Source organism: Agromyces litoreus (assembly GCF_040496015.1).
GTDB classification, from domain to species: domain Bacteria; phylum Actinomycetota; class Actinomycetes; order Actinomycetales; family Microbacteriaceae; genus Agromyces; species Agromyces litoreus.
The window spans coordinates 43,887-58,136 of the sequence record NZ_JBEPKA010000004.1 but is presented as its reverse complement, the minus strand read 5'-3'; the positions used below and the strand labels follow the sequence as shown (position 1 = coordinate 58,136).

Below are 14,250 nucleotides of genomic sequence, written 5' to 3'. Positions count from 1 at the left end.
ATCACGCCTCGGCGGAGCGCACGTCCTGCTGGAGCGCCCGCACGGCGTCGCGGAGCGCCCGCTCGGCGTCGAGCCCCTGCGCCCGTGCACCGGCGACGAGGGCCATCAGCGTCTCGCCGAGCTCGGCCTCCGTCGCGGGCGCGGTCGCAGGATCCGTCGGCGCCCGCGTGACGCCGACCTTCTCGGCCTTGCCCAGCAGCTTCTGGGCGAGCGCGAGCGCAGGCATGCCCTGCGGGACGCCGTCGAGCACGCTCGTGCGGTGCGGCTTCTCGCTCGCCTTGAGGTCGTCCCAGAACGCGACGACGTCGGCCGCGGTCTCGGCCTCGCGATCCCCGAACACGTGGGGATGGCGAGCGACCATCTTCGCCGTCATGTGGCGCGCGACGTCGTCGATGTCGTAGTCCTCGCCGGGGGTGTGCGCCGCGAGGTCGGCATGGAAGAGCACCTGGTAGAGCACGTCGCCGAGTTCCTCGATCATCTCCTCGCGGCTGCCCGACTCGATCGCGTCGATGAGCTCCCAGCACTCCTCGACGAGGTACTGCACCAGCGACTCGTGGGTCTGCTCCGCGTCCCACGGGCACCCGCCCGGGCCGCGGAGGCGCCCGACCATCTCGACCAGCCCGAGGAGGCCGTCGCCCGGGGCGCCCGGGTCGTTCGCGCCCGCTCCCGCGGGGGGCGGCTCCGTGGTCGTCTCGCCTGCGGCATCCGATCGCGTCATCTCGCCACGCCTCCCCCGGGCGCCGTCGTGCACGCCCGTCGAAGCGAGCCTATCCGCGCCCGATAGACTCGTCGTCAGGGGTGCCGGGAAGTCTGGTCGGCCGACGCAGCGCGTCGTATCGTGCCCGCGCGGCGCCGACCGCCGTCCCCGACCCCGAGGTGTCCATGAACGTCCTCCGCTCGGAGCGCATCTCCGCGTTCCTCCTGCTCGCCGCCGCCGTCCTCGGCCTGGTGCTCGCCAACTCGCCGATCGGCCACGACCTGGTCGAGTTCAAGCACGTGCACCTGGCGGTCCCCTTCACCGGGCTCGACCTCTCGCTCGGCCACTGGGTGAGCGACGGGCTGCTCGCGATCTTCTTCTTCATCGTCGCGATCGAGCTGCGCCGCGAACTGGTGATCGGCGAGCTGAACACGCTGTCGAAGGCGGCGCTCCCCGCGATCGCGGCGCTCGGCGGCGTGATCGCGCCGGCGCTGGTGTTCCTCGCCTTCGCGGCGAACGGACCGACGGCCGACGGGTGGCCCATCCCGACCGCGACCGACATCGCCTTCGCGCTCGGCGTGCTCGCGATGTTCGGCCGGTTCATCCCCACCCGCGTCCGCGTGTTCCTGCTCGCGCTCGCCGTCCTCGACGACCTCGTGGCGATCCTCATCATCGCGTTCTTCTTCACCAGCGACGCCGACCTGGCCTGGCTCGGCTTCGCGGCGATCAGCGTCACCACGTTCGGGATGATGAGCCGGCTGCTCCGACCGCGCTCGCCCTACGTGCTCGCACGCCGTCCGCTCTGGCCGATCATCGCCTCCCTGTACGTGCTCGGCATCCTGACCTGGTCGTTCGTCTACCTCTCGGGCGTGCACGCCACGATCGCCGGTGTGATGCTCGGCCTCGTGATGTCGCGCCGCCCGGCTGGCCGCGCCGCGCACTCGCTCGAGCCGTGGTCGAACGGGGTCATCCTGCCGCTGTTCGCGTTCTCGGCGGCGCTCGTGGCCATTCCGCAGGTGCGCCCGAGCGAACTCGACCCCGCCTTCTGGGGCATCCTCGTCGGGCTGCCGGTCGGCAAGATCATCGGCATCACGCTCATCGGCGGCATCGCGACGCTGTTCGTGCACCGGAAGACGGGCAACAAGCCGCTCACCTGGTCGGACATCGCCATGGTCGGCGCCCTGGGCGGCATCGGCTTCACGGTGTCGCTGCTCATGAACGAGCTCGCGTTCCGGGAGTACCCCGAGGTGGCGGACCAGGGGGTCGTCGCGGTCCTGCTCGGATCGGCGGTCGCGATCGTCGTCTCCGCCGTGTTCGTCAGCCTGAAGTCGAGGGCCTACCGGCGCCGAGGCGCCGCCGAGGGCGTCGGCGGGCCGCTCGCGCACTGACGCGACCGGCGCGGGGCGGACGGTCGACGCGGCGCGTCAGCGCGCGGCGGCCGCGGCGCCCTCGGCGGGCTGCTCGACCGGGAAGATCGCCCCGACGAGGTTGGAGACCCACTCGATCAGGTCGGCATCGCCGGGAGCCTCGCCGCCCGGTGTGGGGAACGGCACGAGCACGACGTCGTTCTGCGGGAAGAGCCGCGCGCCCGGGAACATGCGCTCGAGGCGCACGCGCCGGGAATCGGGCAGCTTCGCGGGCCCGATGCGCAGCTTCGAGCCGGTCGCGATGACCTCCGACAGGCCGGCGACCTGCGCCTTCCGGCGCAGGCGGGAGACCGCCACGAGGTGCTCCACGGGCTCCGGGAGCTCGCCGTACCGGTCGACCAGCTCCTCGACCACGAGGTCGATCTGGCCGTCCTTGGCGGCCGGGCCGCTCGCCGCCGAGAGCTTCTGGTACGCCTCGAGCCGCAGGCGCTCGCTGTCGACGTAGTCCTCGGGGATGTGGGCGTCGACCGGCAGTTCGAGCCGCAGCTCGGTCTGGCCCTCGGCGACCTCGCCGCGGAACGCGCTCACGGCCTCGCCGATCATACGGAGGTAGAGGTCGAAGCCGACGCCGGCGATGTGGCCGGCCTGCTCGGCGCCGAGGAGGTTGCCCGCGCCGCGGATCTCGAGGTCCTTCAGCGCGACCTGCATGCCGCTGCCGAGCTCGTTGTTCGCCGCGATCGTCTCGAGGCGGTCGTGCGCGGTCTCGGAGAGCGGTTTCGCGGGATCGTAGAGGAAGTACGCGTAGGCGCGCTCGCGGCCGCGACCGACGCGACCGCGCAGCTGGTGGAGCTGGCTCAGGCCGTACTTGTCGGCCCGGTCGATGATGATCGTGTTCGCGTTCGAGATGTCCAGGCCGGTCTCGATGATCGTCGTCGAGACGAGCACGTCGAACCTGCGCTCCCAGAAGTCGACCACGATCTGCTCGAGTGCGTGCTCGTTGAGCTGGCCGTGCGCGACGGCGATGCGGGCCTCCGGCACGAGCTCCGCGAGCTTCGCGGCCACCCGGTTGATCGACGAGACGCGGTTGTGCACGAAGAACACCTGTCCCTCGCGGAGCATCTCGCGTCGGATGGCGGCGGCGACCTGCTGGTCGGAGTACGGGCCGACGAAGGTGAGGATCGGGTGCCGGTCCTCCGGCGGCGTCGCCAGCGTGGACATCTCGCGGATGCCGGTCACGGCCATCTCGAGCGTCCGCGGGATCGGCGTCGCGCTCATCGCGAGGATGTCGACGTTCGTCTTGAGCTTCTTCAGCGCGTCCTTGTGCTCGACGCCGAAGCGCTGCTCCTCGTCGATGACGAGCAGGCCCACGTCCTTGAACCGAACCTTCTCGGTGAGGATGCGGTGGGTGCCGATGACCATGTCGACCGTGCCGTCGGCGAGGCCCGCGAGGGTCTCGCGCACCTCCTTGTCGGTCTGGAAGCGGCTCAGGGCGCGGATGTGGACCGGGAAGCCCGCGAACCGCTCCGAGAAGGTCTCGAAGTGCTGCTTCACCAGGAGCGTCGTCGGGACCAGCATCGCGACCTGCTTGCCGTCCTGGATCGCCTTGAACGCCGCGCGGACGGCGACCTCGGTCTTGCCGAAGCCGACGTCGCCCGCGAGCAGGCGATCCATCGGGATCGGCCGCTCCATGTCGGCCTTGACCTCGTCGATGGTCTGCAGCTGGTCGGGGGTCTCGGCGTACGGGAACGCCTCCTCGAGCTCGTGCTGCCAGGGCGTGTCGGACCCGAAGGCGTGGCCCTTGGCGGCCATCCTCGCCGAGTAGAGCTTGACGAGCTCGACGGCGATGTCGCGCACCGCCTTGCGGGCACGGCTCTTCGCCTGCGCCCAGTCGCTGCCGCCCATCTTCGACAGGCTCGGCGCCTCGCCGCCCACGTAGCGACTCAGCAGGTCGAGCTGGTCCATGGGCACGTAGAGGCGGTCGCCCGGCTGGCCGCGCTTGGATGCCGCGTACTCGAGCACGACGTACTCGCGGACCGTCTTGGGCGCGGGCTGCAGGCCCCCCGTTCGCCGCGGTCCCGTGGGCCGGGCGCCGGCCACCTCGCGCTGCACGAGCTCGACGAAGCGCCCGATGCCGTGCGTGGAGTGCACGACGTGGTCGCCCGCCTTCAGCTGCAGCGGATCGACCACGTTCCGCCGACGGCTCGCGAGCTTCTTGACCTGCCGGGTGTCGTACCCGGCCGAGCGGCCGTAGAACTCGGCCTCGGCGAGCAGGCCGAGCTTCGCCTCCGGCACCTCGAAGCCGGCCGACGCCTGCGCCTGGACGAGGTACGCCACGCCCGGCTCGAGCGCCTCGGGCACGGCGTCGACGAGACGGCCGGCCAGGCCGTGCTCGGCGAGCACGTCGCGCGCACGCTCGACCAGGCCGTGGCCCGCGGCCGCGACGACGAGGCTCCAACCTTCGCGCAGGCGTTCGCCGACGTGCGCGACCGCGCCCTCGACGTTCCCCTGGAAGCTCGGCACGGGGGTCGCCGCGACACGCACGTATGCGGCATCCGAATCGCCCGGCGCCTGGCCGACGGCCTCGACCGCGTCGCCCTGGTCGAAGCTCGAGAAGGTCCACCACACCCGCTGCGGGTCGGGTGCGCCCGGCGCGCTGAACAGGGCGGACTCGCGCAGCTCGCGCAACGTGAGGAAGTCGCCGGCGGCGAGGTCGATCGGCGCCGCCGCCCCCGCGGTCGCGGCGTTCCACGCCGCGGCCAGGAACTCGCGGTTGGTCTCGGCGAGGCTCACCGCGCGGCCCGCGACGCGCTCCGGGCCGACGACGGCGACCGCCGCGCCCTCGGGCAGGTACGACGTGATGGGCACGAGCCGGTCGAGCAGGGCGGGCGCGAGCGACTCCATGCCCTCGACGGGGATGCCCTCGGCGATCCGCTCGAGCATGCCGGAGAGGTTCGGGAACTCGTGCACCATCTCGCGGGCGCGCTGGCGCACGGGGTCGGTGAGCAGCAGCTCGCGGCTCGGGGCGAGCGTCACGCGCTCCACCGGATCGGGGAGCGACCGCTGGTCGGCGACGGAGAACGCGCGCAGTTCCTCGACCTCGTCGCCGAAGAAGTCGACGCGGACGGGATGGTCGGCGGTGGGCGGGAACACGTCGAGGATGCCGCCCCGGACGGCGAACTCGCCGCGTCGGGAGACCATGTCGACCCGTGCGTAGGCGAGGTCGACGAGTTCCTCGGCGATCGCCGCCAGATCGTATCCGCGACCTCCGGCGACGAGCTCGATCGGCTCGCGGCCGGCGAGGTTGTCCGCGACCGGCTGCAGGGCCGCGCGCACCGACGCGACCACCACGAGCGGATGACGTGCGCCATCGGCCGCCCAGGTCGACATGCGGCGGATGGCGTGGAGGCGCCGGCCGACGGTCTCGGCGCTGGGGCTCAGCCGCTCGTGCGGCAGCGTCTCCCAGGCGGGGAACTCGAGGATCTCGGCCGTCTCGAGGTACGGCGCGAGCGATGCGCGGAGCGCTTCGCCCTCGCGGCTCGTGGCGGTGACGACCAGCAGCGCCGCGGGCCGGCCGGCCTCGGCGCGGCGCCGGAGGAGCCCGGCCAGCAACGGCGCATCGAGTCCGGCGACGGCCGAGAAGTCGGCGTTCCGCTCCGCCTCGGCGAGGGCTCGGTCGATCGTGGAGGCGCGCGAGAGCGCCGTGTTCAAGCCCTGCAGGATCACCGGAGCAGTCTACGCGCGCCGTCCGACAGCGGGCCGGGTCGGTGCGCGCCGCTAGCATGGTCGCCGCCCGTACCCACCGGAAGGACCCGCATGATCATCGCCGCCGCAGACGGCTCCGCCCTCGGCAACCCCGGCCCGGCAGGCTGGTGCTGGTACGTCGACGACGGCTGCTGGGCCGCCGGCGGCTGGCCGCGGGCCACGAACAACCAGGGCGAGCTCACCGCCGTGCTCGAGCTGTTCCGCGCGACCGCGCACCTCGACGACGAGCTGCTCGTGCAGTGCGACAGCCAGTACGTGATCAACGCCGTGACGAAGTGGATGCCGAACTGGAAACGCAAGGGATGGCGCAAGGCCGACGGCTCCCCCGTGCTGAACCGCGACCTGATGGAGGCGCTCGACGCCGAGCTCGCCGGTCGCCGCTACCGGTTCGAGTGGGTGCGCGGCCACGCGGGGCACCCCGCGAACGAGGCGGCCGACGATCGTGCCCGCGCGGCCGCGACCGCGTACCGCGCCGGCAGCGACGTCCCCCGCGGTCCCGGCTGGACCCGATCGTGCGAGCCGGACGGCGCGGACGCCCCAGGGCTCGCGCGCTCGTCGGCCGCGACGAGCGCGGCGGCCGTCGCGGATCCCGTGCCGGCGTCCGCCGTGGTCGCGGACCGCGAGGCGGAGGACGCCGCGCTGTTCGACTTCGACGACCCGAGCGCGGACTGGCGCACGCTCTCGCTCGAGCTCACGACCGAGGAGCACACGCGCCTGGTCGAACGCGCCCGCGACGCCGGACTGACGCCGGAGGAGTTCCTGCGCGGGCTGATCTAGACGTCCCCGCCGTCGCAGTCAGGTGCCCGCCGGCATCGTCGCGGCGACGTACCCGGCGACGTAGAGCGGCACGTACACGAGTCCCACGAGCACCGCGTGGGTGACGACGAAGCCGATCGCGTCGACCGCACGACCCGGATGCGCGAAGTGCTCGCGCAGCTTCACGAGCATGGACCCGGGATGCCGGACGTCCCAGCTGTTGAACCGGAGGAATCGGCCGAGGTAGACGCCCACCGCACCCAGCAGGATCACGGCGCCCGCGAACCACCAGCTCCACGACGGGGGCCCGCCTGCGCCGCCCGCCGGGTCGTCGACGAGCACGATGAACCCGGTCTGCACGATGCCGAGGCCGAGCACCGCGTTCGCGATCCCGGAGAGGGTGAGCGCCAGGGTCTGGACGAGGTCGTACCAGAGCGGGACCGTGTCGTCCGGACCGCGGTGGCTCAGGTTCAGCTCCGTGATCAGGTAGATCGAGTTCGGGAAGAACAGGACCCACAGCCCCGTCGCGACGGTGAGGTACGCCCACTCGAGGACCGGCGCCGCGGCGGCGAGCGGCCCCGGGAGCGAGACCAGCACCGGCACCAGCGCGAACAGGAACACGAACACGAGCACCGCCCCGCCGACCGGGACCAGCGACAGCGCCAGGTTCACGAGCATCGGCCGGTACACCCGCACCCCGTACAGCCGGGCCCGGAGCCCGATCAGCAGGAGCGCGTAGGCGTTGAGCAGCAGCAGCGCGATCGCGCAGACGCCGACGACCATGGCCTGACCGGGCGGAGCTCAGCCGGACGTCGTGCTTGCGACGTACAGGCCGCCCGAGACCAGCACGAGGATGAGGATGAGGACGCCGATGAGCACCCCGATCCATCCGAGGATCACCGCGGCGAGCGCGAGGCCCCGACCCCGCTCCCCGGTCCGCTTGATCTGCGAGAGCGCGATGTAGCCGAACACCAGGCCGAGGATGCCGGTGAACCAGACGGTGACGAACGCGACGATCGCCCACAGGTTCCAGCGGTCGCCGGCCGGGGCGGGAGGAGGAGTGGTCATTGCCGCAGGGTACGTGCCGGATCCGTCGGCGCGTTGCGACCCGCGGGCGAGTCGCGTTCGGATACCGTCGGCGCATGACCCGTCGCCCTGCACGACGGCGACCCGGCCTGACCCTCGTCTCCGTCATCGCCGTCGCCGTGCTCGTCCTCATCGCCTGGATCGCCACGCGCTCCGTGCCCGATCCGAGGCCGGCCACGACCGCGGCCGCCGAGGGCGAGCTCACCGAGGTGTTCGACGAGGTCGAGCGGACCATCCCCGCGGCCATGGTGCTGGACTCGACCCAGTCGAGCGAGGTGGAGGACTGCGTGACCGGGAACGGCGGAAGCGAGGTACACGTGCGCCGCGTCGTCGACCTCGATCCGGCCCTCGACCGGATGGCGTGGATCAACGCGCTCGGGCAGGAATTCGCCCCCGCGGACGGCTGGGAGTACCGCGGACCGGCGTACCGCACGGAGCCGCTCCGGGCCAAGCTCGTCGACCGGCGGCTCCTGGTCACGCGGATCACGGCGAGCATCGAGAGCGGGTCCCCGCGGATCATCCTGACGTCGACGAGCCGCTGCACGCAGCCGTCGGGGTGACCCCGGACGAGGTCGGCGCCGTCACGGCGTCCGCGGCCCGCCGTCAGGCCGGCGAGTGGAAGCGCTGCTGTGCCGCCACGAGGCCGAGCTCGACGACGGCCTCCACGGCGTCCGCGGCATCCGACAGCAGGTTCGGCAGCGCGGCGCGCTCGGGCCCGGCGAAGTCGCGCAGCACGTAGTCGGCGGCATCCATCCGGCCGGGCGGTCGGCCGATGCCGACCCGGACGCGCGTGAAGTCGGGCGATCCGGCCGCCTTCTGGATGTCGCGGAGGCCGTTGTGGCCGCCGTGACCGCCGCCGCGCTTCAGCCGCACGGTGTCGAACGGGATGTCGAGCTCGTCGTGCACGACGACGAGTCGATCGACGCCGAGCGAGTAGAACTTCAGCAGCGCCGAGACGGGCCCGCCGGAGGTGTTCATGTAGCTGTTGGGCTTCGCGAGCACGAGCTTCGGACGGCCCGGGCCGAGGAATCCCTCGGCGACGCGCGAGGGCGTCTTGTGGCTCTTGAAGGTCGCTCCGATGCGCGCGGCGACTTCGTCGGTCACCATCTGGCCGACGTTGTGGCGGTTGCCGGCGTACTGGGCCCCCGGATTGCCGAGGCCGACCACGAGCCAGGTGTTCTCGGACACGGCCTCGTCCTTCCGGCGGTGCAGGAGGCGTTCGATGAGGTTCACGGATGCCTCCGGGCGGGTGGTGGTGGGAACGGCGGAGGGCCCGCGGCCCCGCGATCCGAGCGTACCCGGATGCGGTGCCGCGGACCCTCGCGACGAAGCGGGATCGATTACTCGGCCGACTCGCCCTCGGCGGCCTCGTCCTCGGCGGCCTCGGCCTCGGCGGCCTCCTCGCCCTCGGCCTCCTCGGGCTCCTCGCCCAGGTCGACCTTCTGCGGCACGTGGACGTTGACGACGAGCACGTCCTCGTCGGTGACCAGGGTCGCGCCCTTGGGCAGCTCGACCTCCTTGGCCAGGACCTGCGAGCCCTCGTCGAGGCCCTCGACGCTCACGACGACGTTCTCGGGGATGTGGGTCGCCTCGACCTCGAGGAGCAGCGTGTGCGCGTCGAGGTCGGCGATGGTGCCGGAGACCGGCTCGCCCTCGACGTGCACCGGCACCTCGACCTGGACCTTCTCGCCGCGCTTGATGACGATGAGGTCGATGTGCTCGATGATCTGGTGCACCGGGTCCTTCTGGACGTCCTTGACCAGGGCGAGCTGGCTCTTGCCCTCGAGCTGGAGGTCGATCACGGCGTTGGCCTTGCGGATGAGCAGGGCGGTCTCGTGGCCGGGCAGGGTCACGTGCTTCGGCTCGCCGCCGTGGCCGTACAGGACGGCGGGGATCTTGTGGGCGGCGCGGATCTTGCGCGCCGCGCCCTTGCCGAAGGACTCGCGCAGCTCGGCGACGATCTTGTTGTCTTCGTCCATGGTGATGGCTCCTTGCGGGCTCGCGGCCCAGAGTGGGTTCTGTTGTGTCATCTCGAACGACCGGCACTGCGTCGGGCGCAGCCAGCGTGAGGAACAGCCGTGAGTCTCGTTCCACCGCGTCGATCACGGATGCCGCAGCCGGACGAACCGGCCTCCGGCGGCATCCCTCGCCGAAGTTCAATCGCTCAGTCTACCGGATGTCGTGAGAGCATCGTGCGCGTGAGCACCGCGGGCGCCCTCTGGCGGTCGTCGCACCCCGGTCCGACGACCGTCGTCACCTCGCTCGCGGTCGCGCTGGGCTGGTCGGCCGCGCTCGATCCCGCACGCCTCGCGCTGCTCGCGCTCGCGGTGTTCGCGGGCCAGCTGTCGGTCGGCATCTCGAACGACGCGATCGACGCCCCGCGGGATCGCGCCGCCGCGCGACGGGACAAGCCGATCGCACGCGGTGACGTCACGACCGGCGTCGCCTGGGGAGCGGCCCTCGCGGCGCTCGGCGCGGCGCTGCTGCTCTCCGCGCTCCTCGGCTGGGGCATGCTCGGCGCGCATGCGCTCGCCCTGGGGTCGGCCTGGGCGTACAACGCGGGCATGAAGTCGACGGTCGCGTCGATCGTCCCGTTCCTCGTGAGCTTCGGGATCTTCCCGAGCCTCGCGACCCTCTCGGGCCCGATGCCGGTCGTCGCCCCGGCGTGGGCGTGGCTCGCCGGCGCGGCCCTCGGCGCTGCGGTGCACCTGACGAACGTGCTGCCCGACCTCGAGCAGGACGCGGCGACCGGGGTGCGCGGACTCCCCCACCGGTGGGGGCCGAGGACCTCGGCCGCCGTCGCCGCCATCGCGGTCGTGGGTGGCGGACTGGCGGCGCTCGTCGGCCCCTCCGGCGGCGACGCCTCCGCGATCCCCCCGTTCTCCTGGGCGTGCTTCGCCGCCGTCGTGATCGTCGCGGCGGCGACGCTCGCCATGGCCGTCCTCCGGCCGCCGTCGCGCGCGCTCTTCCGGCTCGTGATGCTGGCCGCCCTGCTCCTGGCGGTGCAGCTGGTCGCCGCGGGCCGCGTGCTCGCGAGCTGAGGCCAAGGTGCGGTCCGGTCCCGGTCAGAACATCGAGGGAACGGGACGGTCCGGGTACAGCTCCTGCATGGCCCGGTCGTACCGCCGGCGCATGAGCAGCAGGTAGAGCACGCGGATCGGCGCGGGGACGTTGGCGTGGTACCACGCCTCGCGCTCGTCCTCCGGGACGCTCGCGAGCAGCAGGCCGAGCTGGAGCGACAGGACGTCCCTCGGGAACTCTTTCCGTCGCGCCATGAGCTCGGCCCGCGTGTGGGCCTCCAGCTGGTCCCACTCCCGCTGGGACATGACCTCTCCGGCGACCGGGAGGATGTCCTGCTCCTCACGGCCGAGGTGCACGGCGAGCGTGTCGCGGAGCTCCTCGATGTCGGAGGCGAACGCGTCGCGCCGCGCGGCGTCCGCGTGCCCGACCCATGGGTCGAGCTGGGGCTCGATGCGCTCGAGCCGCGCCGCCACCTCGGCGTGCTGCGCCCGCATCAGCTCGACGTGCGCGGCGCAGCCGGGCGCCCGGGCGGACAGGCGGTCCCAGAGCACGGTGTCCTCGGTGCGGTGATGGAGGTGGAGGGCGAAGAAGTCGAGCCGCGCGTAGACGGCCACGACCTCGGCGCGGGCCACGTCGCCGTCGTCGACGTCGCGCACGAGCAGGGGAAGCTCACGGTACAGCCAGCGGAAGATGCGGTGGACGAGGATCATGCCCGACGTGTCGCATCCGGCGACCTCCCCGGCCGGCAGCGCGCCGGAGGAGGGCAGCTTCTCGACCATGTCCACCCCGATCCCGTCACGGGCGGCGGCAGCCTGCCGCATCCCGCGGCGAACGCCCGGAGTCTACACCTGGCCCGCACCGGACGGCGGGGACGAGCGTCGCGCGGGACCGAAGTCGATTGCGGGCGACGGCGGCCGGGAAATACACTCGCGCCGTGGAGGAACCGCCCACGGGTGGTGCGCACGCCACCCGTCCGAGTCGGCCCGATCCCGCGGCGAGGAGACGCCGCTGGGAGCGCCACATCGTGGTGGACGCGACCGTCCACCACCCCGTCGAGGTGGTGTTCCCGTACCTGGCCGATCCGATGCGCTGGCACGAGTTCGCCCCGGCGGTCGCATTCCGGCGGCGCTTCGACGACGGGCCCGTCCGGGTCGGCACGAGGTGGATGGCCACCGACCGCATCGGCCCGTTCCGGGCGCACTTCATCGACACGCTCGAGCACCTCGAGGAGGACCGGTGCGTCGTGTGGTGGTCCTCGGCGCCCTGGAACGCCCGTGTCGAGTACGCGTGCCGCGCGTCGGGCGGCATCACGCGGATCCGGGCGGACTACTTCGGAGAACTCTCCGGCGCGCTGCGCTGGCAGGTCGGATGGCTGCCCGACTGGGCGACCCACCACCTGATCCTCGCGAGGGACTTCCGCCGGCTCGACCGGCTGCTCACCCGGAGGAGCCGGGCGGCGCTGCGGTGGCGGCGACAGCGGGGCGTCGCGGACGACTGACCGTCGCGCCCCCCGGGCCCGTCGCCGATCACCCGTCGCGGTCGAATCCCATCGCGTACGCGTGCGCGAAGAGCCGATCGAGCGGCGGCGCGAACGCGGTGCGAAGCGCGGTGCGGCGCAGGGCGTCGGCGGCGCCCGACCGGGGGCGGCCGAGCGCCGTGTTCGCGCCCGCCAGCCCGGCGGCGATCCGCGCGGAGGACACCCGTCGCCGCTCCCAGCGCGCGAGCTCGGGTCCCGGCTCCCTCCCGGAGGCGATCCAGCGCTCGAGCAGGGGCGCGAGCGCGACCGCGTCGAGGAGGCCGAGGTTCATGCCCTGTCCGCCGATCGGGCTGACCTCGTGCGCGGCATCGCCGAGCACGAACACGCGCCCGCGCCGCATCGACGATGCCACGAACCGCCGAACGCCGAACGCGGCGGCCTCGGTGATCGCGTCGGCGGCGCCGGGCTCGCCGCGCGCCGCGAGCGCCCGGCGCAGGCGCGAGGCCCGAGTCGCGTCGTCGGTCTCGCCGCCGGGCGGGTCCCAGGCGACGAACCGCCGCCGGCCGTCGGGGAGCGGGAAGGACTCGAGCACGCCCGCCCGGTGCAGGTGCACGACCGCCATGTCGGCGTCGTCCCGCTCGCCCACGCCGGCGTCCGCCATGAGGTAGCGGTCGTCGTAGTCGCGAGCCGCCGCCGCGCCGTGCCGGAACACGAGGCCGCGCCCCGCCCCGCCCGTGGCGACGGCGACGATCCGCGCCCGGCGCTCGACGACCCGGCCTTCGACCTCGACCCGCACGACGACGTGGTCCGCACGGCGCACGAGCGCGAGCACCGTCGCGCCCCGCACCGGTTCCGGGCCGCCCGCGGCGAGCGCCGCCTCGGTCCGGTGCTGGGGCTGGGTCGCGACGAACGGGAACCGCACCCCCAGGCGGTCGAAGCGGACCACGCCGAGGAGGGCGCCGCCCGAACGGGCCTCGCCCCGCGAGACCCGCACGGCGCCCGCGAGGAGGCGGTCGGTGATCCCGGACGGCTCGAGCGCGGCGAGGACCGGCGGATGCACGCCCACGGCGCGGCTTCCGCGCCCGGCCGCGGCGCGCCGTTCGAGGAGCTCGACGTCGAGTCCGCGCCGGCAGAGCTCGGAGGCGAGCAGCAGGCCGACGGGTCCAGCACCGACGACGATCGCATCGCGCAGCGGGCTCGCAGGCATGGTTCACGATATCCGGGTCGCCGCCGGACCCGTGCCGGCCCGCCGATATGCTCGCCGCATGGGTTCCCGCCTGCACGATCTCGCCGTCGAGCACCTCGGCTCGCGGATCGTCTCGGGCGAGCTCGCGCCGGGGACCGTGCTGCGCACCGAGGTGCTCGAGGCGGACCTGCAGGTGTCGCGGTCGGTGGTGCGCGAGGCGGTCCGCGTCGCGCAGTCGCTCGGACTGGTGGAGTCCGTTCGGCGCGTCGGCATCCGCGTGCGGACGATGGACGCATGGAACCTGTTCGACCCGTCGGTGATCCGCTGGCGCCTCGGGTCCGGACGCAAGGGCGAGCAACTGCGTTCGCTCACCGAGCTTCGGACGGCGGTGGAGCCGGTCGCGGCCGAGCTCGCGGCCCGGTTCGCGCGGCCGGATGACGGGACCGACCTCATGGCGATCGCGGCCGCCATGCGGGCGGCGGGCAGGGCGGGCGATGCCGAGGCGTTCCTGGAGCGCGACATCGCCTTCCACCGCGCCGTGCTGCGCGCGTCGGGCAACGAGATGTTCGCGGGCCTCGGCGATGCGATCGGCGAGGTGCTGTCCGGCCGCGCCTCCAGCGGCCTGATGCCGGCGCGCCCGAGCGAGGACGCGATGCAGTGGCACGTCGACGTCGCCGACGCGATCCTCGCCGGGAGGCCCGACGCGGCGCGGGAGGCCATGCTCCGGGTCCTGGGCCGGACCGCCGACGACGTGGAGCGGACGTGGCAGGATCTCCCCCGGTCCTGGCCGGCGTCGTAGCCTTTTAAATCATACGTATTGCCTGCAATACTGGTTGACGTCAGATTCTCGAACGGCGCCGCCCTGCTAGCGTGGTGCCGAACCCCACCGACGCAGGAG

Annotated in this window: 14 protein-coding genes; 6 read left to right on the top strand and 8 right to left on the bottom strand. The window is 73.1% G+C overall.

The features are described from left to right. Position 1: 1 nt before the first annotated feature. Complete coding sequence (locus ABME01_RS04490) at positions 2 to 718, bottom strand: nucleoside triphosphate pyrophosphohydrolase (RefSeq protein WP_353827164.1); 717 nt, start codon at positions 716 to 718, stop codon at positions 2 to 4. Positions 719 to 798: 80 nt separating this feature from the next. Here ABME01_RS04490 and nhaA point away from each other — a divergent pair, with 80 nt between their 5' ends. Next, entirely contained in the window at positions 799 to 2,085 is a 1,287-nt protein-coding gene (gene nhaA, locus ABME01_RS04485; RefSeq protein ID WP_353827163.1) for a Na+/H+ antiporter NhaA, read from the top strand. Positions 2,086 to 2,121: 36 nt separating this feature from the next. On the opposite strand, the gene mfd is transcribed toward nhaA, so the two are convergent. After that, positions 2,122 to 5,787: a transcription-repair coupling factor gene (gene mfd / locus ABME01_RS04480; protein WP_353827162.1), complete on the bottom strand. Its 3,666-nt coding sequence runs from the start codon at positions 5,785 to 5,787 to the stop codon at positions 2,122 to 2,124. Positions 5,788 to 5,877: 90 nt separating this feature from the next. Between mfd and ABME01_RS04475 the strand changes: the two genes are divergently transcribed. Then, on the top strand, positions 5,878 to 6,603 hold the full coding sequence (locus ABME01_RS04475) for a ribonuclease H family protein (RefSeq protein ID WP_353827161.1): 726 nt from the start codon (positions 5,878 to 5,880) through the stop codon (positions 6,601 to 6,603). An 18-nt stretch (positions 6,604 to 6,621) separates the two neighbouring features. Here ABME01_RS04475 and ABME01_RS04470 read toward each other — a convergent pair whose 3' ends face one another. Together ABME01_RS04470 and ABME01_RS04465 are read right to left on the bottom strand one after the other, a co-directional pair. Next, positions 6,622 to 7,365 (bottom strand): DUF1361 domain-containing protein, encoded by a 744-nt coding sequence (locus tag ABME01_RS04470; RefSeq protein WP_353827160.1) that lies wholly within the window; start codon positions 7,363 to 7,365, stop codon positions 6,622 to 6,624. 18 nt (positions 7,366 to 7,383) lie between these two features. Beyond that, a complete protein-coding gene (locus ABME01_RS04465) occupies positions 7,384 to 7,650 on the bottom strand; it encodes a DUF4190 domain-containing protein (RefSeq protein ID WP_353827159.1) in 267 nt (88 codons plus the stop codon). Between the two features lie 74 nt (positions 7,651 to 7,724). On the opposite strand from ABME01_RS04465, the gene ABME01_RS04460 reads away from it, so the two are divergent. Continuing rightward, positions 7,725 to 8,228 carry a hypothetical protein gene (locus ABME01_RS04460; protein ID WP_353827158.1) on the top strand — a complete coding sequence of 168 codons (504 nt, stop codon included), beginning with the start codon at positions 7,725 to 7,727 and terminating at the stop codon, positions 8,226 to 8,228. Between the two features lie 43 nt (positions 8,229 to 8,271). Here the strand turns inward: ABME01_RS04460 and pth are convergent, their stop codons facing one another. Further along, positions 8,272 to 8,901, bottom strand: a complete 630-nt coding sequence (pth, locus tag ABME01_RS04455; RefSeq protein WP_353827157.1) for an aminoacyl-tRNA hydrolase — start codon at positions 8,899 to 8,901, stop codon at positions 8,272 to 8,274. A 107-nt stretch (positions 8,902 to 9,008) separates the two neighbouring features. Next, positions 9,009 to 9,647 (bottom strand): 50S ribosomal protein L25/general stress protein Ctc, encoded by a 639-nt coding sequence (locus ABME01_RS04450; RefSeq protein ID WP_353827156.1) that lies wholly within the window; start codon positions 9,645 to 9,647, stop codon positions 9,009 to 9,011. 219 nt (positions 9,648 to 9,866) lie between these two features. On the opposite strand from ABME01_RS04450, the gene ABME01_RS04445 reads away from it, so the two are divergent. Then, entirely contained in the window at positions 9,867 to 10,709 is an 843-nt protein-coding gene (locus ABME01_RS04445) for a UbiA family prenyltransferase (RefSeq protein WP_353827155.1), read from the top strand. Between the two features lie 24 nt (positions 10,710 to 10,733). Here the strand turns inward: ABME01_RS04445 and ABME01_RS04440 are convergent, their stop codons facing one another. Further along, complete coding sequence (locus ABME01_RS04440) at positions 10,734 to 11,468, bottom strand: hemerythrin domain-containing protein (RefSeq protein WP_353827328.1); 735 nt, start codon at positions 11,466 to 11,468, stop codon at positions 10,734 to 10,736. A gap of 155 nt (positions 11,469 to 11,623) precedes the next feature. Here ABME01_RS04440 and ABME01_RS04435 point away from each other — a divergent pair, with 155 nt between their 5' ends. Then, positions 11,624 to 12,187, top strand: coding sequence for an SRPBCC family protein (locus tag ABME01_RS04435; RefSeq protein ID WP_353827154.1), 564 nt, complete (start codon positions 11,624 to 11,626; stop codon positions 12,185 to 12,187). 28 nt (positions 12,188 to 12,215) lie between these two features. Here ABME01_RS04435 and ABME01_RS04430 read toward each other — a convergent pair whose 3' ends face one another. Continuing rightward, the gene (locus ABME01_RS04430) at positions 12,216 to 13,373 is read right to left on the bottom strand and encodes an FAD-dependent oxidoreductase (RefSeq protein ID WP_353827153.1); all 1,158 of its coding nucleotides are present in this window, start codon (positions 13,371 to 13,373) and stop codon (positions 12,216 to 12,218) included. Positions 13,374 to 13,431: 58 nt separating this feature from the next. Here ABME01_RS04430 and ABME01_RS04425 point away from each other — a divergent pair, with 58 nt between their 5' ends. Beyond that, entirely contained in the window at positions 13,432 to 14,151 is a 720-nt protein-coding gene (locus ABME01_RS04425) for a FadR/GntR family transcriptional regulator (protein WP_353827152.1), read from the top strand. Positions 14,152 to 14,250 lie beyond the last annotated feature (99 nt).